Below are 20,175 nucleotides of genomic sequence, written 5' to 3'. Positions count from 1 at the left end.
ATAACTCAAAAAGTTGTAGCCCCAAAAAGCGGTGTTTTATTCTTTTCGCCCGCAATTTCCCTGACGAGTTTAGGAACCAAATATCCTGGTAGGCTCGCTAACACGTCTTGATATATCGCATCTATTTCAGATGGTATTAAATCAAAATGTTGTGCGCCTTTTACTTTATCTAATACATGTAAGTAATATGGCATAACGCGAGCTTCAAATAGACGATAACTTAAATCAGTTAAAGTTTGAGCAGAATCATTCACCCCTTTAAGCAATACTGCCTGATTTAGAACAGTAATGTGGTGTTCAGATAGCTGCAACAATTTTGAACAAGTAAAGTCATCGAGTTCAGAAGCATGGTTTGAGTGTACCACCAGAATAATACGCAGCCTACTGTTTTTTAATAAAGAAATAAGCTCTTCATCGATACGGTTTGGAATGACAATTGGAACGCGTGAATGAATTCTCAGAATCTTCACTTGTTTGAGAGATGATAAACGTTCTAGCCAAAGTGCTAATTTACGGTTAGAAAGCGTAAGAGGGTCACCTCCGCTTAAAATCACTTCGTTAATATCGGGGTTCGACTCGATATAATTTTTAATGTTTAGCCAATCTTCATTTTTAGGTAAATTTTCCTGATAAGGAAAGTGACGGCGGAAGCAGTAACGGCAATGGACCGCACATGCACCGGTCAAAGTCAGTAAAAAACGAGATTTATATTTATGTAAAACACCCGGTAACTGATTGGCTGCTTCTTCACCTAAAGGGTCGGTGACAAACTCAGGATGTTCCTCAAGTTCTAAATGATGCGGTAACACTTGGAGTAAAAGCGGATCAAGAGGATCTTTAGCGTTCATTTTTCCGACGAACGCACGCGGAACACGCAATTTAAACTTTTCAGAAGCCAGAATCGCCCCTGATAATAGCTGATCAGTGGATAACTCGAGCAGGTTCAACAACTCTAAAGGATCGGTAATAAGGTCACTGAGTTGTGATTGCCAGTTTTGCTCTTGGTGTAAATAGTTTATCATGCGACACGATTAAGATAATGCAACAGCGCATTATATCGCATAGTTGACTTGTTAAGTTTGGAGTGTGCCAGTCATGGCCAATTATTCTACAAATGATTTCAAGCCAGGCCTTAAGGTCATGCTTGATAGTAACCCATGTTCAATCATGGAAAACGAATACGTAAAACCGGGTAAAGGCCAAGCGTTCAACCGTGTAAAATTACGTAACCTTAAAACTGGTAAAGTTTTAGAAAAAACTTTTAAATCTGGTGATACTTTAGAAGCTGCTGACATCGTAGAAGTAGAAATGAACTACCTATACAACGATGGCGAAATGTGGCACTTCATGGACCCAGAAAGCTTCGAACAAATTGCAGCTGACAAAACTGCAATGGGTGATGCTGCTAAATGGTTAAAAGACGACTCAAATGAAACATGTACAATCATGTTATTCAATGGCGTTCCTTTAAACGTAAATGCACCTAACTTCGTTGTGTTGAAAGTTGTTGAAACTGATCCGGGCGTACGTGGTGATACTTCTGGCGGTGGTGGTAAGCCAGCTAAGCTTGAAACAGGTGCGGTTGTTCGTGTTCCGTTATTTGTTCAGCAAGAAGAAAGCGTTCGTGTAGATACTCGTACTGGTGAGTATTTAGAGCGTGCATAATAGTTAAAAAATAAACTATTATCGAAGGGATGATGTCAATCATCCCTTTTTTTATGCGAAAGTATAAGAGGAAAAAGAACAAAGGAGGAGTAGAGTCACAAGGATTGAGCAGAGAACAGTACATAACAATATAAAACTGCTGTAATTATTTATTGAGAGGTTAAGAATGGACACAATGCAAGCGAAATCTACGCTTCCCTCCAAATTGGTCTGGAGCCTAGTAGCAATTATAGGTGCTATTTCTTTCGGGATGCTGGCGCTAAGTCGTGGTGAACATGTTAATGCAGTATGGTTGGTACTGGCAGCTGCATGTGTGTATAGCATCGCATATCGATTTTATAGTCTATTTATTGCAACTAAAGTATTTGAATTAAACCCGAGACGGTTAACTCCTGCACATCGTTTAGCCGATGGCTTAGACTATGTGCCAACAAATAAGTATGTACTGTTTGGACACCACTTTGCCGCGATTGCCGGCGCAGGGCCATTAGTTGGGCCAATTTTGGCTGCACAAATGGGCTTTTTACCGGGCACCATCTGGTTATTGGTTGGTGTGGTTCTGGCGGGTGCGGTACAAGACTTTCTAGTTTTATTTATATCAACACGCCGTGATGGCCGTTCACTGGGTGAAATGGCAAAGCAGGAGCTTGGTCCTTTTGCCGGTATTGTGGTCATGTTGGGTGCACTTGGGGTAATGATTATTATCCTTGCGGTATTGGCTTTAGTTGTTGTGAAAGCACTTGCACATAGTCCGTGGGGTGTCTTTAGTATTGCAGCCACTATTCCAATTGCATTGTTCATGGGCGTTTACATGCGCTTTATTCGTCCGGGACGTATCGCCGAAGTTTCAATTATTGGCTTCGTTTTAATGATGCTGGCAATTGTGTATGGTGGACATGTTGCCGCAGATCCATATTGGGGTGAGTTCTTCACTTTAACTGGAACACAGCTCACTTGGTGTCTCATCATTTATGGTTTTATCGCATCGGTACTACCGGTTTGGTTGTTATTAGCACCACGTGATTATTTATCTACTTTCCTTAAAATCGGGGTTATTCTTGGTTTGGCAGTCGGTATTGTGATTGCATTGCCTGACCTTAAAATGCCTGCTGTTACCCATTTTATTGACGGTACAGGTCCGGTTTTCTCAGGTAGCTTATTCCCGTTCTTATTTATTACTATTGCCTGTGGTGCCATTTCAGGTTTCCATGCGCTGGTATCGAGTGGTACGACACCAAAACTTGTTGATAACGAAGTTAATATCCGCATGATCGGTTACGGCGGTATGCTTATGGAGTCTTTTGTCGGGATCATGGCGATGATCTGTGCGACAGTATTAGACCCAGGTGTGTACTTCGCGATTAATGCACCAGCAGCAGTGCTCGGCACAACCGTAGAATCTGCAGCGGAAGCTGTACGTAATTTAGGCTTTGTTGTTACGCCTGAAATGTTGACGGTTTTAGCTCAAGAAGTGGGTGAAAGCTCAATCCTTTCACGTACAGGTGGTGCGCCTACCTTTGCTATTGGTATGGCTCATATCATTTCTGAAATCTTTAACAGCCGTGCCATGATGGCATTCTGGTATCACTTTGCGATTTTATTTGAAGCATTGTTCATTTTAACTGCGGTAGATGCAGGAACATGTGCTTGTCGTTTTATGGTGCAAGACACGGTTGGTATTGTTATTCCGGCGGTTAAATCTTCAGGTTCATTCTTTGGTAACTTGTTAGGTACGGCCGTTGCGGTAGGTGGATGGGGCTTCTTCGTCTATCAAGGTGTGATTGACCCACTTGGCGGCGTCAACTCATTATGGCCTTTATTTGGTGTGGGTAACCAAATGCTGGCTTCGATGGCACTCATTTTGGGTACCGTGATTCTGTTCAAAATGAAAAAAGAGAAGTATGTGTGGGTGACGATCATTCCAACCATTTTCTTGTTCATTACCTGTATGACAGCAGGGTGGCAGAAGATTTTCCACGAAAACCCGAAAATCGGTTTCTTGGCTCAAGCACATAAGTTCTCCGATGCGATTGCTCGCGGTGAAATTCTTAAGCCTGCAAAAACCATTGCCGAAATGCAAACTATCGTGATGTCGAACCAGATTAATGCTGCACTTTGTGGCTTCTTTATGATTGTATCGATTGTCATGATTATTGCCTCAATTGGTATTGTTCGTCGTGCTTTAGCAAGTCCAACACCGACTGTAAATGAAGCGCCTGCGGTATATACCGATCCTGAAGTGGTTACCACTCGAGGAGAATAAAGATGAATTTTAAATTTGCAAAAAATGGTACTGTCATTATTGCGAAAATCATCAAAATGACCGTGCTTTCGCAAAAAGAGATATTGCTCTCTCCAAAGAACTGGTCACGTATCGCAACCTTATGGCAGCGTTTACAGCAAAGCTTCCGACTCATGGTTGGTGTGCCGGACTATCAAACGTATCTGGAGCATATGAAAGCCCATCATCCAGATTTAACGCCTATGGATGCACAAACTTTCTATCGACATTGTGTTGATGCAAGATACCCATCTGCAGGTGGTACTTTGAAGAAGTGCCCTTGTTAAGTTGACCTTGATATTTGGCTAAACAAAGACGGTATGTGGTTGAACCATGTACCGTTTTACTTTTTGGGAAATGAAAAAGAGTTTGCTCAAAGTCTGCTCATTTGTATTTTTTTCACTGGTAAATCACTTGTTTTGCTTTTGAAAAATGAATATGATGCTTTCCATCTTAGGCGTATAGCTCAGTTGGTTAGAGCGCTACGTTGACATCGTAGAGGTCTCCAGTTCGAGTCTGGATATGCCTACCAAGATTTAAAGTCATATAAACTCGAATAGCTTTATATGACTTAAAAAAGCCCTAAACTATAATGGTTTAGGGCTTTTCTTATGGCTTTAAATAATATTATATTTAATATAGTCTTTGCTAATTATAAAATAGAAAAATACTATTTAAAATTTTGTAAAAAATTTTCTAATTTTCTTTTTGTAATAAATTTGGCACCAGAACCATTGTAAAGATTAATGAAGGATTCCCAGTTATTAAAAATATATTTTTTTAATAGAGTTGCTTCTTTTAGATTTTTACATTTTATAGAAAATAAACAATCAGAAAGATGAATATTATTTTTTGCATAATAAATTATAATATGATTTTTATTAAAGTTGCCAACCCTTGGAATAATTAACATCCTTCCTTTAACAGTAGGGAGAGTGCTAAAAATAAAATTGATAGGTTCTACATTATTATTTTTAAATGAAGTTGTATGTAGAAGTGGTATCGGTCCTCTAGTTACTTCTTTGTGTAGCTGAATATTTCCTCTAAATACTTTAAAATTATTTAAGAACTGAGAATGTATAGAATGGCTAATATTATTTAAGCTTTTTAATTTATCTTTTTGTTTTGTAATTCGTACTATACTTGTGTTAGGACGAGCTTTATAGAAAGCCGGATTATTTTTTATTTCAAATTTTTCAAAATGATAAAAATCTTGAATATATTTTAAACCTAAAGCGTCTCGCTCAGTTGAAAAACATCCATTAGGTAGTATGGCTAAAAGTTGACCATTTTTAGTCAAGTAATTTAAAGATTTATAAATAAAAAAAAGAGCTATTCCACTTGAAATGTTATTTTCATCCCATACATACATTTTTCTATTCCCATGTGAAAAGGGAGGGTTTAATAATATTAGGTCAATTTTTTCAAACAATTTCGTAAAATTAGATACTAAAAAATCTTCATTATAATAATCAATTTCTGCATTTTTTAATTTAATCTTATTAAGAATATTCTGATCAATATCATTTACTATATATTTTGCCTCAGGCCAGTATTTATGAGCAGCCTGAATGAGACTTCCTTCTCCTACCGCGAAATCTGCGACTAGGAGAGGGGGGCTTGATAATGAATAGAATTGTACTAGTTCATTAGCCAGAGCATCTGGAGTAAAAATTTGGTCTATCACAACTTAAGTTCGTCTTTCTCGTCTTTCTCTCCTTCTATCAGCAAGGTTGAGGTTGATAGAAGGGGGATACCTAAACAGATGTTTTATATCATAAACATGAACTTTGGAAGCTCCGTCAGTTCTTTTCGATGTTCGTATAGGGTGATCATATACAATTTCAACATTATTTGGATAATTTAACGCCAAAATAAATGCGGCTAAAGCATGTGGTTTTGTGCCGATTGGAGCGACTTTTAAGTTTTTTTTAATATTTAAAATTTCTTCTAACTTGTAGTAGCAGCTAAATGTACAATCACTAGGTATGTAGTCTATCCATTGATAAGATTCAGTAATTTTTAAAATTTGTCGATTACCACGAATAGTTTCAAAAACATACCAAGGTTCAAAACCTGGTAGACCTACTAAAGGAATAATAGAGTCTTTACTTTTAGGTTCTACAGTATTATTGATTAAATTAAATCTTGCTCCTTCGAATCCCAGTAAAGGCACGAAGGTAAATTCATCTGAATCAATTAAAGTATGGAAACCATTTACAGGGGCTACTCCTTTAATATGTGAGCTCAGATTGTAAAACTCATTATCTAATGGAGCTAATTTTCGGGAATAACTACTTGGTTCGATATAGATAACTTTAATAGAAAGTTCATTATGTTTTGAAAAAAATTTTATTAATGGAGCCCAAGCTGAATGAGTTAATCCTGTAATATCTAAATAAAAATTTTTTTCTTGAAAATGAGAGAAAAAATTATTAATACTATTCTCATCATTTAAATTAACTGTAAGAATCTCTTTTAGATGAACTGAAAGAGTAGTTTCCTCATTATTAATATTTAATTTTATATATTTTATGTTTTTAGAGGCTGTTTGAATAAGAGTCGAGATATCTGCTCTGTCCTCTAGACTCTGTCCATATAAATATACACTGTCATTTTCAATTTCAATACTTTCTAAGTTATTGTAAGTTTTAGTAATGATAGGTCTATCAATTAGATACATTTAAGTACTCCCCAAATAAGTCCAATTGATCGGGTAATGAAGATTGTAATACCTCAGCTGGTCGCTTATTTTTTTGAATAAGATGTTTTAAAGCTTTTTTGGGATCATCAATGAGTGTAATTATATCTGTAGCTTCAAGCGCTAGTTTTCTCTTTTTTCTGTGAGAAAATACAAAAAAGGGAGCAAAAATAGGGTGGATCATATAATCAAAGTCTCTCGTACTTGTTATATCACCTATTTTTGTACCTGGGATACGTATAAGAGCTAAATGCATAACAGCATGAGTAAGTATAGCTTCTACATTTTGATTTTCTTCGCTTGTTTTATTTAAATAAAATTGATTTACTTCTGGTGCATGGCCTTCTGAATTGGAAGCTAGAACTTCAAATAGACGTCCTAAGCCTAATAAAAGTTTAGTTAATGTTGCTCCATTAATACTAATACCCTCTAATTCAGTAAAATTTTTCTTTGCAATTATTTGTGTTGCCTTAGTCTGAGAATCAAAATCAATATATTGAATTTGGGCTATACTCTGGTTATCTAAGTATATTTGTATGGATTTATTTACAAGTTCAATAAGATAACGAATATTATTATTGGCTAACAATATAAAAGTGTCCCAACCTGTATAATATTTTCTTATTCCTGATTTACCTTTTCTTATACTGAAAAGGTAAGCATGAAAATAGTTATTAAACTTGTCTTTCCATTCACCCTCATTTTCTAACCAGTTAATTAAGTTTTCTATAAATGGCTCTTCACGTGATCTAGACATATAGTCAATAAATTGAATATGACCTATAGATTTTTGATCTAAAAGCTTTAAATATTTTTTTGGTAATGATGAGGCTAAATTTTTTCTAATTTGTGCTTCTTGCTCTGCACCAATTAGAATATTAGCTTCTTCTTCTTCTACTAATGATGGTAAAAGTTTTTCAATACCTCCAATTTTTTTTAACTCTGGTAAACGACTTTCTACAACTTGTTTTGCAAAAACTGAAAAACTATTTTCCTGAAAAACAGTTCTCATATCAATTTTAAAATAGTCTGCTGGAGAGTTTAGAATTTCATTTTCTCTTAAAGTTGAACGTTTTCTCCAACCCAACTCTCTGACACCGATTTTAAAAGTATATAAATGATTAATTTGCTTCATTAATGTATTAACAATACATTGTTGATAATCTTCAAAGTTTTCAAACTCATCGATTAAAAATACAAATTGTTTTCCATTTAACTCTGTAGTCTGTAGTAGAAGTTCAGATACTCTATCTATTGGGGCCCCTAACATAGTCAAGAAAATTTTATCATCGCTTGAAATTGTATTTAACTTAGATTCTAGCTCTGCAATTAAAATATCAATTTCATCCTCTAAGTCTTCGATATTTTGTACGTATTCTATTGGTATATTTAGAGTCGTTACAGCTTTACGTAATAGTCTTTCATCAAGATTTAATTTTTGATCTTGCGTTTTTTCATACCAAACTGCAAATTGACATAATTTATGACATAAAATTAAATTTAAATAGTGTATAAAGTACGGCTGCCATTCGTTATCTGAAAGGCCTCTCTTCACAAAACTAGTTATACGATTTAGATTTACTTTCCAGTATAAACCATAAAAATTCCATTCAGATGGTGAGGATTCCTTATTTAATCTACTTTGTCCTTCATATGATAGACTTTTTAAAACGGTAGTTTTACCAGTGCCTCGGCCACCTACAATAATACACGGTCGACTATTAACAAGCTGATGAAAATAACCTGGTTCGCTAAAGTAATCAAAAATTTTATCACTTAACCATTCTGCTTTATAAAGACCTAATTTTTCATTTCCATCTTTAAGTTCTTGATATGTTAAATTCATCAGCCAATCCTAATCAATGGTTGCCATTCTTCTGAACTAAAATTCAGTAATGGAATTGAGGCATCAGGTATAGAATCCTGAAAAGCGACGCACAAGCCTAATTTCTTGAAACCACGCCAACATATTTCATCATTTTCACCTAGTTCTCCATTTAAGTCTGGAATCCCAAGTCTACTACTTATTTCTTGTATAAACTGTGGCCCCTCAGTTTTCATATCATCACGCCAAATATAAGAATGTTCACTAAGAACACTATGATAAGGGGTAAATATGTGAGCAGGGGATATAACAGCATTTGGTAAAACTTGGTGAATGTTTTCAATGGCATATTGAGTACTAATAATTGTACAAATATATATTTCAATTCTACTATTACTACACACTGAATTAGCTAATGATTTATAAGATCCTCCAATATCAAATTTTTTAGACCATGTTTTTAGAAATTGTTCTCCAGAGCCTAGAAAATCATCAACAAAAATTAATTTTGCAGGGCGTCCATTTTGAATCGTTCTAATCGCTTGCTCTAATGAAAGTATATTTGCTTCTTCAATCTTACATAAATCTCTAGCATATCTGGCATATCTAAAACCACTATCACTGGGGTTTGGGGTTTCACCACTTATTGGGATTATATATGCTGAATTCTTAAAAGTTTGCCAATTTATAGAAGCTTGATTGTAATGTACACATGTTTCATTTTGTAGAATGATTTTACATAATCTGTGAAAAGCACTCTTAAAAAGAGCTTTACTCATTTCATCTGAATAGTATGTCATGTTGTCAATTAATCGAAGAGCATATGGTATTTCACTTTTCCTAAAATTTTGAACCCATCCTCGAGGATTAAAATATCGTTGCTGCGGCCAACTTTGGAGCATAACAAGATCAGACCACATATCTTTAGAGATACGTAGATGCCGCTCAATTTCATCTTCATCTATCATGATTTAAAAGACTCTTGATACTGATTATCTAATTTTTCATATACAAGATGGCAAAATTCACTTTTATCGACATCAAGTTCATTAATAATTTTAAATAAATAGTAATTATCTTCATGCTTGTTCCAGATTTTCTTATAGTTACCTGTTTTATAGCCATTTTTTTGTCTAAACTCATTTAGTACGTTCTTTCCTAAATAAATTTTATATAATTCATTGAATTCTAAATTTAAAATTTCACATAAATTAAAGAATAAAGATATATCGAATGATTTATTTTTTAATGTTGATAAAGCAAACCTTTCAATTAAAAGGTGGATATCCGTTACATTTTCTATTTTTGGTTCATCTTCATTGTGAGTTTCTTTTAGAAAATTAATAACCTCTTCAGATGTACCATATTTCTGTAATAAATCACTAAGACCAAAATGCCAAATATCTATCAACTCTAATTGAGCTTGTTCAATATTATTTTTATTATGGCTCCACCATTTCCAAGAAAGATGTTCCAATAGCTCAGCACTCTCAAGCCAAATTGCTCGGTACCAAGGATTTTGATTTTGTCTCCAATGTGTTGAAATCAGCGAGTTTACTTGATCTTGGAGGGATAGCATATGTTCTATTTTTTTGAATTCCACTTTTAAGTACTCACAAATTAATTTAATTGTCTAGTTAGTCAGATCGAACTGAAATTTAGTGTTTTCAATTATATCAATGATATATTGCTGAAAGAATAATTTTTACCATAATCCTTGTTGTTTGATGATAATAAACTCATGAAAAGCAATTTTTCGTATTATTAAAATCCTAAATTAATTTATTAAATTATTATTTATCAATCAATTATGGCTTTTTAATGTTATGTAAACTAAAATATTAAAAATTATATAAACAAGAAATAGATTTAATAATAAAGCTCAGTCAATGAAGGCTTCATTCATATTTCTTTATCTTCCCACCCTTATAAACCCCTCTTAAACAATAACTTACTCATTATTTAGCCTTACTTTTTTAATGATCTAAATTAAAGCAAATGTCATTTTGTGTGCTTGACTGCTAAAGGGCAGAGCACTATCCTTTGCCTGCTGGCCACATTGCCAGTCGGTTTTAGCAGACCGTGATGAAAGATCGCATCAGAGTTATTCCATCTGAGGGATACTCTTATGTGTAAACTCCTAGTCTCCTCCCGTAGCGGTAGGACGGGAGAGGGACACCTACGGGTGTGCTGGTTATATCTTTCACCAGTCTGCTAACCCTTTCTCGTTCTGCCACCATAATTTTAATGCTTTGGCAGAACTCCCAATAAAAAGGAGTTGGCTTTGCACATCCATTATTTCTTGGCTCTCAATGCCAAAAGCTATAACGACACCACATAAACTTTAAAGCAGTTTGAGGGCTATTAGGCCTTTCAGGCTTTAAATCGTCACAACCAAAAACTTAGCAACAATAAAACTTGAGATGTGCCAAGCACAGTCTTTATAGGCTTTGCTGTGCCTTTTTTTCTCCCAAAAAAGTATCTCATTTACAAACAACAAGAATTTATAACGGTAAAATTATGCGAAATGTAGTTCTCCCAACACGTGCCTTATACGTTGTAAATAAAGCAATTGATCTGTTTCATCACCGTGGGTTTCACCTTATTGGCGTCGACAGAATAGTGAAAGAATCAGAGATTACAAAAGCGACTTTTTATAATTACTTTCACTCTAAAGAAAGGCTTATTGAAATCTGCCTAATGGTGCAAAAAGAAAAGCTTCAAGAACAAGTAGTCGCAATGGTCGAATATGATTTAAGTACTTCCGCAATCGATAAACTCAAAAAACTTTATGATTTACATACCGATGTAGAAGGGCCGTATTACTTATTATTTAAAGCCGTTTTTGAAATTAAAAATAGCTATCCCAACGCTTATCAATCCGCAGTACGCTATAGAACATGGCTAAAAAATGAGATTTATAGCCAACTTAGATTGCTTAAACCCGATGTCTCTTTTACCGATGCCAAACTATTTTTATATATGGTGGAGGGCACAATTATTCAGCTTTTAAGCTCAGGTGGGGTAAGCGAGCGGGAGAGTGTGTTTGAATGTTTTTTAAGAGGACTAACTACATGCAAATGAAAAGTTTAGGGTTGTGTCAGTAGCGGCTAAATACGAGTTATAAGAAAGGGGCTGCATGCTGTATTTATCAAAAAATAACTTGTTTATTTAGCATGGCTCCTTTAAATAATGAAAGAGAAAAACAACAATGATCTCTATAGCTGTATGAGGGAGGACGTTATTTGAAGTTATTTATTGTGATATTTATAGCCATTTTTTCGAGTATTGGAATCATTTGCTTAATCGCATTACTCAGAAATTCAAAAAATTATTCACCATCGGGTGAGCATGATTATTCAGCTTCAACACATTCACCACACCACCATATTTACGATAACAGTCACCATAGTTCTCATTCATCAAATGATTGCTCATCATTTTCCGACTCAGGCGGATGTGATGGGGGCGGTAGCAGTGACTAAAAAGCCCTTTCATATAAAAGGGCTTTTTAGCAGTTTAAGGTAAATCAAACCAGATAAACTGGCTGTCTTCATTTGCATGAATCACGGCATTATCTTCAAAGACCAGAGCATCACCCGCTTTCACTTCGTACTCACCAATACGAACTTCACCTGAAATTACATGAACGTAATTTACTCGTTTTGAAGTCTCAACTGGCAGTTCACGACCTTTTTCAAGTACAGCAGATTTTACCTGTGTATCTTGGCGAATATGCATTGGTGCATTTGCGTCAGGGCCTGCAATCAAATGCCATTCGTTCGGTTGATTACGTGGGTCCAAACTAATTTGCTGATAATTTGGCTCGGCTTCTTTTACATCAGGAATAATCCAGATTTGTAATAAGTGCACTGGCGTATCGGTGTTATTAATCTCACTATGAGCAACACCTGTTCCGGCACTCATAAGTTGCCATTCACCTGCTTTAATCTGGCCTTCATTTCCCATGGTGTCACGGTGTGAAATTGCACCATCAAGCACACAGGTTAAAATTTCCATATTGTCATGCGAGTGAGTACCGAAACCGTTGTGGGCATCGATTCGGTCATCATTAATGACTCGAAGTGCACTTACCCCCATATATTTAGGGTTATACCAGCTACCAAACGAAAAGCTATGATAAGACTCTAACCAGCTTGCTTTAACATGACCACGATCTTCACTACGATGCAAATAAGCATTCATGACTCGATCTCCTCAATTATTATTTATCTCTTGAGGAATATGTTAAACCTGTGGGGTAAAGCTAAAAATAGAGTAGATGCAACATATTGTTGCATTTTTAAGATGATTAAGATTTTTATAAATATTCGTTTTAAATTTTAGATATAAAAAAAGCCTGTATAAAACAGGCTTTTTAAAAAGACTTTACATATAAATGTCTATCTATAAGGCTTTAAAGGAAATTATAGAGAGACACTGAGTTTGATTAAGCAGATAAAAACTCCGCGTATTTAGAAATATCGACATTGCCACCACTAATAATAATGCCGATACGTTTGCCTTTTAACTCATCTTTTAAATTACGGGCAGCCGCAAATCCGAGACATCCAGTCGGTTCAACCACCATCTTCATTCTTTCAGCAAAGAACTTCATAGCGTTAATGAGTTCTTCGTCTGTGACCGTCAAAATGTCATCAACTTTCTGTTGAATAATAGGAAAGGTCAATTTGCCTAAATATTGAGTTTGCGCGCCATCGGCAATGGTTGGAGGGGTATCAATATGAACAATTTCGTCTTTTCTAAAAGACATTTGTCCATCATTTCCTAGCGCAGGTTCAACGCCATATATTTTGCAGTTCGGAGAAAGCTGGCGAGCAGACAGGGCAGAACCTGCCAACAAACCGCCGCCACCTAAACATACAAACAGGTAATCTAAATCACCAACTTCTTCAAATAACTCTTTAGCAGCCGTACCTTGACCTGCAATCACATGCGGGTGGTCATAAGACGGAATTAATGTCAGACCATTTTTTTCGGCAATCTCTTTTCCAATTTTTTCCCGATCTTCCGTATAACGGTCAAATTCAACAATATTGCCGCCGTATTCTCGCGTTGCTGCCATTTTTGCAGCAGGTGCATCTTTAGGCATGATAATGGTTGCTGGAATACCAAGAATTTTTGATGAAAGCGCAATGGCTTGTGCATGATTTCCCGAAGAAAAAGCAACTACACCTGCTTTCTTTTGAATCTCATTAAATTGCAAAAGTGCATTCATGGCACCACGAAATTTGAAAGCGCCTACACGCTGAAAATTCTCACATTTAAAGAACACTTCTGCTTCAAATTCATTGTTCACCGTACGTGAAGTTAAAACAGGAGTTTTATTTATAAAATCTTTTATACGTTCAGCAGCGGCTGCAACATCTTCATAAGTGGGAAGGGTTAAATTTTTCATAATTAAACCTGATTCTATTCAATGTTTTCGGATGCAAGATTTCGTATTGCCAAGGAAAGCACAATCTATTGACCTTGTTTAGATAAAATATATATATTTAGATAAAATGTCTAATTTATTTTTTAATTTGATAACAATGAGATATAAGATTTTGATTTACATTAAGTTTAAAATTAGATAAAAAGTCTAAATTACTGTTTGCTTGGTCAATGTAAGGTTTGAAACAGTAATGAAGTCATTAGGAGAAATACATTGGGCAATCGTGATAAACATTTACTCACTCAACTTGATACTATCGCGAAAGGGTTAAGTGAAACACTAGCGCCTTTTTGTGAAGTGGTTGTCCATGACTTAACCAATCCTGAGCATGCCATACTATCCATACACAATAATTTATCTGGCCGACAAGTTGGAGATCCGGCAACTGAGTTGGGGCTGGCAAGAATTATGTCTCCGGAGTTTCCAAACCTTATTACAAACTATGCTAACCAGTTTGCAGATGGCCGCCCTGCAAAAAGCACCTCGATCGGCATTAAAGATGAAGAGGGCCAGTACGTAGCTGCTTTATGTATGAATATTGATTTAACCTTATTTAGAGGGATGCAAAGCGCTTTAGAGCATTTCACTAAAATTGAAACTGACAGCATTATTGAAAACTTGGAACCGAATGGCACGGAAGCAATTCGAAAATATATCGATCAGTTTGCTTCAAAACATGCCACTACACCGCGTATGTTAAAACTCAATGAGAGAAAGCAATTAATACAAGAACTCAAGAATAATGGCTTACTAGAAATTAAAAAGGCGGTGGAAACGGTTGCCCAACATTTAGGTATATCCAGAGCCAGTGCCTATTTGTATGTAAAAGAAACTTAATTTGCCAAATCGAGGTCATCATATTCGTTTAAGGTCTTACCTTGCTGAATATGTTCCTGATAATGTTGAGCACGCAGTTTGTCTAACTCTGAACTTGATATGCCATCTCTCCAGTAGCCAGCAATGCGCACGTCATTTTTATTTAACTGTTGGTCTTCTAGAAAAAATTGACGTAAGGCTCTTGCTTCGTTGCGTTCGCAAGCCGCCCAAATCGTAATATTTTCATAATTTTCTAGCGCAAATGCTGCCTTTAAAAGAAGGCCTTTCTGTGACGTGTGATGTTCTTTATGGAACGAATGAATTTTGACATGCTCAAGTTCGGGTAATTGGCTAGCAATGTCTTTTTCAAAACTTTCAATGAAAATATCCGCACTTATGCCGAGTTCCCATTGCTTGAGTATTGAATATAACGCGGGTACAGCCGTATCGTCGGCAAACATGACCACATGCTTTTTAGCTGTGAAATTGGGAATGAAATGAGGGCGGGGGCCAATAAGCCCGATTTTTGTACCTACTTGAGCCGAATTAAGCCATTCCATTGCTGGGCTTAAATCTTCATGTTTAACAAAATCAATTTCGATTTGAGCGTTTATAGGGTTAAATGAACGGACCGTATAGACGCGTGAAATGGGTTGTCCCTCTGGCGGATTGCTCACAATTAACCGAATTGCTAAATTGGGAGCTTGCCAAAGCTCTGGCTGTAATGTGTTGATTTTTCCTTGAATTCTTACAATGGACGGATACGGCGTATGGATCGAGACGATAGTCATCTCAAGCTGTTCCATATCTTGTAAATGGTCTTTTTCTTTTAGTAAGTCGCCATATTCTTGTTTCGATTTTTCTGCAATTTTTGTCATACATATAACCCAAGCTTCATGATTACTATAGAGCGTAATAATTGATATAGATGTAGTCTCTCTATTCATTACGATAACCAAGTTAGCTCTCAATGTAAATAATAATCATTATTAATTGTGGGTTTTAAACGATAGAATTAGTTCTCTAAGCAATTAAATCGAATAGCAAAAATTATTTTATTATTTTGATATTTATCATTTTTTATTAATGGCTTTTAAAGGAGAGAAATTGATATTTCTCTTAATAGTAATTGTAAATGATTATCATTTATATTATTGTGCTGGGGTATCTATTATTCAAACAAACAGCGATAAAGACGAAATTTTTATAACTTTGTTTTGAATATTAGGTTGGGTGGTATTGCATAAAGAATAGGGTGAGGACCAAGATAAATGCTAAAAGATTTGAGTCAAAATTTAGGGCAAACGAATGATAAAAATAACAATGTAGAAAATTTCTTAAAGCGAATTTATGAAAATATTTTTGAGCAAAATTCCAATCGAACAGCACTCATTTTTGAAGGTCGTAGCATTAGTTATGCTGAGGTAGGGACTCAGGTCGCCAAAGTCATGTATGCACTAAAAATGCAAGACTTGGCAACAGGGTCAGTGGTGGCAATTTGCCTGAGAAAAAGTCCTGAGCATATTTATACAGCTTTGGCATGTGCGCTTACAGGTATCATTTGGCTACCTGTAGATATGGATTCTCCACCGTCGCGTCTGAACTATTTATTGACGAATAGTCGGGCAGATGTTGTGGTAAGTGACTCATCCATTGCAGGTGTGCAAACACTAAATATTAATGAGATTTTATCGGCCACAACTGAGTATGAACCGAGCTTAAATGCAGAAATTAACCGACGTCCGGCTTATTATTTATATACTTCGGGAAGTACAGGGACTCCGAAATGTGTAGTCTTAAATAATCAGGCCACAGAAAACACGCTACAACAGACAATCTCGGAATGGAAAATTACTGCTGACGATGTGATTATGGCGGTAACACCGTTTCATCATGATATGTCGGTATTTGATATATTTGCTTCAATGGCAGTGGGTGCAACTTTGGTGGTTCCATCTTTTGAGCAAAGTAAAAATGCCGTTGTCTGGGCCAATTTAGTAGATCGTTGCAAGGTTACAATTTGGAGCAGTGTTCCTGCCATTGTCGATATGCTGTTCAGTGTAGCTCAAAAAGAACAACTACAGTCTTTGCGTTTAATTGCCCAAGGCGGTGACTATATCAAGCCTTCACTTATAGCGAAGTTAAGACAACAATTGCCTAACGCTCGTTTATTTTCATTAGGTGGACCTACCGAGACCACAATTTGGAGTATATGGCATGAAATAAATGAGCAGGATCAGGAAATTATTCCGTATGGAAAAGCTTTAGAAAATAACCGTTATTTTATTTTGGATGAAAATCTGAAGCCTTGCCAAATGGGTGAGGTCGGTACGATGTATATGACTGGCCTAAATTTATCTAATGGTTATTTACTTGATGGGGAAATTTACTATAAAGATTTCGTTGAAATTCAAGCGAGTGAAAATGAAACTCAAACTGCTTTTCGCATGAGTGATCAAGGATATTTTAGGGAAGATGGAAATATTATTTTTGCGGGACGTGAGGAAGGTTATTTAAAAATAAAAGGTGTGAGAATCTCTGCGGCCGAGGTTGAAAATGCTTTGACGAAGAACCCGTATATCCATAACTGTGTGGTAGTAAGTTGTGTACATCCAACAACTGAAACTCAAGAGTTAGTCGCCGTTTACACTCTAGAAAATAAATACAAAACTACTCGCTTAAATACTCCCGAATTAAAGAACTTTTTAAAAATACATTTACCGAGTTCACATATTCCTTCCAAATATTTGGCCGTCGAAACCATACCTCTGACCCGAAATGGAAAAATTGATCGTAAAGCTGTGCAAGAAATCGCTCAGGGGAAAATTTACGTAACTTCTACGTTGTCTGCAAACTCTTCTAAAACACAGTCATCAATCGCTGAGGTGGGGGATTCGGTTTTATCGGTTTTCCGTGAATGCATATCTGACAGTCAAGCTGAAAAAATGGATATTTTTTATAGAAGTGAAATATTAGCGATAGGCGTTCGTCCGAAACAACTCATGAGTATTGCTCAGAAACTTTCTCAAAAACTCAATACACAAATTGATTTTTATACGCTAGTTAGCTGCAAAACAATTCAGGATGTGGTGAATAAAGTAGAGCAGCAAATAAAATAGAAAAATTGAAATGTGCTTAAAAGCGGAGTTGAGTTGTTTGCTTTTAAGCACATGGTGGGTTTTAGGGTAACTAGATTTGAGCTAAGGTTGCCTTAATTTTTTCACAGATACTTTGCACTGTTGCAGTCGGGAAGCGGTGGGCCTGATACGTAATAATCATGCTTAACTGATGCTGTCCATCAATCACATTTTCCATAATTTCAAAATGTAACCCGAACATCGATTCATCACGTTCCGGCAAAATCTGACGATAAGGAAGGTCTTGTCCCTGTGGTGTTTTGAGCGCGCCGTTTAAAGCATTATTTGAATGGATATGAATAAACACATCAAATAACAGTCCTTCATCTGCGCTCATTCCTAATGCATTTTGTATATGGTTGATTGGAATATCTGCATAGGCCATCGAGGTATTAATCATTGTGCTGATATTGTGGAGCAACGATTGGAATGAATCTGAAGGGCTAAACTGTGTGCGATGCGCAACCATGGTCGTAAAGTAACCCACCGTATCAAAAAACTCAGGATCAGTTCGTCCAGAGGCAGAAGTACCAATCACAATATCTTTTAAATTACCTTGTTGCTGTAATGCATGGGCGATAGCAGTATAGAGAACCGCGAAAATAGAAGAGCTATGTTGTCTCGAAAATGCGAGAAGCTTTTCATACATTTCCGGTGCAAATTTAAGTTCGAGCCATTGGACTTGTGGTTTTTCCTTTTCAGTATTTAATTCATGTTCCGAAACAGGAAGGTTTAGACCTTTGGTTGCTCCTCTTAATAGGTTAGTCCAATAATTTAGATGGTCTTGGTTGATACCTTGTTTTTGCTGGAGTAAAGAAAAATCAAGAATGGATTGGGCAGGTGCCTTCCAGTTTGGGGCTTGAGCATTTGAGCGAGCAAGATAAGCATGCGCAAGGTCAGCCATAATCGTATTTAAAGACCATTCATCAATCACCATGTGATGAACTAAAAACGATAAAGTTTGGCGACCTTTAGCATTTCGAATTAAACGAATTCTTAGGGGAAGTTCACGGGTTAAATCAAATTTATATGAAGCTTCACTTGCAAGCGTTGCATCGTGACTTTCGGCACTGTTCCAAAACCATTTGAATTGTTTAAGTTCAGATGTAGGAATAACCTGTTGATAGGTTTGACCATTGGCGCTATTAAAAATTGTGCGTAAACCTGCATGGCGCTCAACAATATCTGTAAACGCCTGAAAGAAAACATCTTCATTAATTTCTTCAAGGAATTCTACGGCAAATGGTAAGTTATAAATTGGGCTAAAATCGAACGCGGAATAAGCTTGCCACAGGAAATCTTGAGCTAAAGTAAGCGGGGCTTGATCGACACTTTGTAAGGTAGTTTTTTCAGTTTTTGCAGATTTAACTAAAGCGTATTGAGCTAAATCAGCAGCAGATGGGGATTTAAAGAAATCATTAAATTGAATCTCAATTCCATGTTTATTGAGTAGGTTTCCAATAATTCGTGTTGCTAATAGTGAATGGCCACCAAAATCAAAAAAGTCATCATGTTGGCTCATTTCTGGTTCAGCGAGCGTATTTCGGAACTCTTCTAAAATAATTTCTGAAACATAAGTTTGATTAGGTTGTTCTGGCGCTTTTGTAGAACTTGCAAGATGATTTGAGATATCAATTTCTGTCAGCACCAATGGCACATTATTGGGTGAATATTGTTGATATCGATTTTGTATAGCTTGAATGAAATCTGACTTTTGATAGCTTTCATCGAGAATCGGGTGGAGCGCTAAAATAAGGAAATAGTCTTGTTCAGTTTCTACGAGACTTGTAAAAAAAGGGGGATGAAATTCTGCATTCCATGCTTGCGCTTTTAAGGTATTTACCTGCTCAAATACGTGTTCTGCATTGCTCTTTTTTACTTCTAGGCAAGTTGAATGGTCATCAAATGGATATTTGTATAAATCACCTTCGTCACTAAATGTATAGCGGACATTTAAGTCAGGTGTAGTTTTAATGATGTCTTGAATTGCTTTAGTGAGCAGTTGAATGTCTAAATCTTGATTAAGTTTCCATAGATTAAAACGTCGGTTAACTTGTTCAGGCTGTTGTAATTGCAACATCCAGATATGTTCTTCGTAATCAGTAACCGAAAGGAGAGAGGGCGATTTGGAAAATTGTTCCAACATAAATGAATCCTGGTTTATCAAATGGCTATTTTCATCAATTTTTATTTCGCAAATTTTTACATTAGATTAAATTTCATATAATTCATAATGTTATAGATTTGCTTGTTTGCAAAAATTGACCTTTTTCTAATGAGTTGATGTCCACA

17 protein-coding genes and 1 tRNA gene are annotated in these 20,175 nt (G+C 36.0%); 7 read left to right on the top strand and 11 right to left on the bottom strand.

From position 1 onward, the window contains the following. Window positions 1–5: 5 nt before the first annotated feature. Window positions 6–1,022 carry an EF-P beta-lysylation protein EpmB gene (epmB, locus tag EGS71_RS07220; RefSeq protein WP_000611579.1) on the bottom strand — a complete coding sequence of 339 codons (1,017 nt, stop codon included), beginning with the start codon at window positions 1,020–1,022 and terminating at the stop codon, window positions 6–8. 73 nt (window positions 1,023–1,095) lie between these two features. On the opposite strand from epmB, the gene efp reads away from it, so the two are divergent. The 4 genes from efp (at window position 1,096) to EGS71_RS07200 (ending at window position 4,478) form a co-directional block, all read left to right on the top strand. Beyond that, a complete protein-coding gene (gene efp, locus EGS71_RS07215; protein ID WP_000035083.1) occupies window positions 1,096–1,665 on the top strand; it encodes an elongation factor P in 570 nt (189 codons plus the stop codon). A 166-nt stretch (window positions 1,666–1,831) separates the two neighbouring features. Next, window positions 1,832–3,928, top strand: coding sequence for a carbon starvation CstA family protein (locus EGS71_RS07210; protein WP_000380468.1), 2,097 nt, complete (start codon window positions 1,832–1,834; stop codon window positions 3,926–3,928). Window positions 3,929–3,930: 2 nt separating this feature from the next. Next, window positions 3,931–4,233 carry a YbdD/YjiX family protein gene (locus EGS71_RS07205; RefSeq protein ID WP_001009533.1) on the top strand — a complete coding sequence of 101 codons (303 nt, stop codon included), beginning with the start codon at window positions 3,931–3,933 and terminating at the stop codon, window positions 4,231–4,233. Window positions 4,234–4,401: 168 nt separating this feature from the next. Continuing rightward, window positions 4,402–4,478 (top strand) — tRNA-Val (locus tag EGS71_RS07200). A gap of 138 nt (window positions 4,479–4,616) precedes the next feature. Here EGS71_RS07200 and EGS71_RS07195 read toward each other — a convergent pair. From EGS71_RS07195 to EGS71_RS07175, 5 genes are read right to left on the bottom strand one after another with little or no spacing between them, the layout of a single operon-like run. After that, window positions 4,617–5,633, bottom strand: coding sequence for a class I SAM-dependent methyltransferase (locus tag EGS71_RS07195; RefSeq protein ID WP_000566930.1), 1,017 nt, complete (start codon window positions 5,631–5,633; stop codon window positions 4,617–4,619). A 3-nt stretch (window positions 5,634–5,636) separates the two neighbouring features. Next, on the bottom strand, window positions 5,637–6,629 hold the full coding sequence (locus EGS71_RS07190) for a hypothetical protein (RefSeq protein ID WP_000280761.1): 993 nt from the start codon (window positions 6,627–6,629) through the stop codon (window positions 5,637–5,639). Next, window positions 6,616–8,493: a hypothetical protein gene (locus EGS71_RS07185; protein ID WP_001054892.1), complete on the bottom strand. Its 1,878-nt coding sequence runs from the start codon at window positions 8,491–8,493 to the stop codon at window positions 6,616–6,618. Before EGS71_RS07185 ends, EGS71_RS07190 begins: the two co-directional genes overlap by 14 nt. Continuing rightward, window positions 8,493–9,440 carry a hypothetical protein gene (locus EGS71_RS07180; protein ID WP_000564578.1) on the bottom strand — a complete coding sequence of 316 codons (948 nt, stop codon included), beginning with the start codon at window positions 9,438–9,440 and terminating at the stop codon, window positions 8,493–8,495. Before EGS71_RS07180 ends, EGS71_RS07185 begins: the two co-directional genes overlap by 1 nt. After that, window positions 9,437–10,075, bottom strand: a complete 639-nt coding sequence (locus EGS71_RS07175) for a dUTP diphosphatase (protein WP_002010310.1) — start codon at window positions 10,073–10,075, stop codon at window positions 9,437–9,439. The genes EGS71_RS07180 and EGS71_RS07175 overlap by 4 nt, the downstream gene beginning before the upstream one ends. A gap of 917 nt (window positions 10,076–10,992) precedes the next feature. Between EGS71_RS07175 and EGS71_RS07165 the strand changes: the two genes are divergently transcribed. After that, on the top strand, window positions 10,993–11,556 hold the full coding sequence (locus EGS71_RS07165) for a TetR/AcrR family transcriptional regulator (protein ID WP_001246782.1): 564 nt from the start codon (window positions 10,993–10,995) through the stop codon (window positions 11,554–11,556). 231 nt (window positions 11,557–11,787) lie between these two features. Here EGS71_RS07165 and EGS71_RS22880 read toward each other — a convergent pair whose 3' ends face one another. The 3 genes from EGS71_RS22880 to EGS71_RS07155 form a co-directional block, all read right to left on the bottom strand. Further along, a complete protein-coding gene (locus EGS71_RS22880) occupies window positions 11,788–11,913 on the bottom strand; it encodes a hypothetical protein (protein WP_262975633.1) in 126 nt (41 codons plus the stop codon). 78 nt (window positions 11,914–11,991) lie between these two features. Continuing rightward, entirely contained in the window at window positions 11,992–12,678 is a 687-nt protein-coding gene (locus EGS71_RS07160; protein WP_000995342.1) for a pirin family protein, read from the bottom strand. Window positions 12,679–12,922: 244 nt separating this feature from the next. Then, window positions 12,923–13,891 carry a threo-3-hydroxy-L-aspartate ammonia-lyase gene (locus tag EGS71_RS07155; protein WP_000793838.1) on the bottom strand — a complete coding sequence of 323 codons (969 nt, stop codon included), beginning with the start codon at window positions 13,889–13,891 and terminating at the stop codon, window positions 12,923–12,925. A 252-nt stretch (window positions 13,892–14,143) separates the two neighbouring features. Here EGS71_RS07155 and EGS71_RS07150 point away from each other — a divergent pair, with 252 nt between their 5' ends. Beyond that, window positions 14,144–14,767, top strand: a complete 624-nt coding sequence (locus EGS71_RS07150; RefSeq protein WP_000528179.1) for a helix-turn-helix transcriptional regulator — start codon at window positions 14,144–14,146, stop codon at window positions 14,765–14,767. Here EGS71_RS07150 and bauF read toward each other — a convergent pair. Continuing rightward, window positions 14,764–15,624 carry an acinetobactin utilization protein BauF gene (gene bauF, locus EGS71_RS07145; RefSeq protein ID WP_000160874.1) on the bottom strand — a complete coding sequence of 287 codons (861 nt, stop codon included), beginning with the start codon at window positions 15,622–15,624 and terminating at the stop codon, window positions 14,764–14,766. The genes EGS71_RS07150 and bauF overlap by 4 nt on opposite strands. Window positions 15,625–16,017: 393 nt before the next feature. On the opposite strand from bauF, the gene basA reads away from it, so the two are divergent. Further along, window positions 16,018–17,865: an acinetobactin non-ribosomal peptide synthetase subunit BasA gene (basA, locus tag EGS71_RS07140; RefSeq protein WP_000910265.1), complete on the top strand. Its 1,848-nt coding sequence runs from the start codon at window positions 16,018–16,020 to the stop codon at window positions 17,863–17,865. A 70-nt stretch (window positions 17,866–17,935) separates the two neighbouring features. Here the strand turns inward: basA and basB are convergent, their stop codons facing one another. Then, window positions 17,936–19,963 carry an acinetobactin non-ribosomal peptide synthetase subunit BasB gene (gene basB, locus EGS71_RS07135; protein WP_000939837.1) on the bottom strand — a complete coding sequence of 676 codons (2,028 nt, stop codon included), beginning with the start codon at window positions 19,961–19,963 and terminating at the stop codon, window positions 17,936–17,938. Window positions 19,964–20,175: the final 212 nt, after the last annotated feature.

Origin of the sequence: Acinetobacter sp. FDAARGOS_559 (genome assembly GCF_003940475.1) — a bacterium.
Lineage (GTDB): Bacteria > Pseudomonadota > Gammaproteobacteria > Pseudomonadales > Moraxellaceae > Acinetobacter > Acinetobacter baumannii.
Note: the sequence above shows the minus strand (reverse complement) of the source record. Positions and strands in the feature narration are given on the sequence as shown.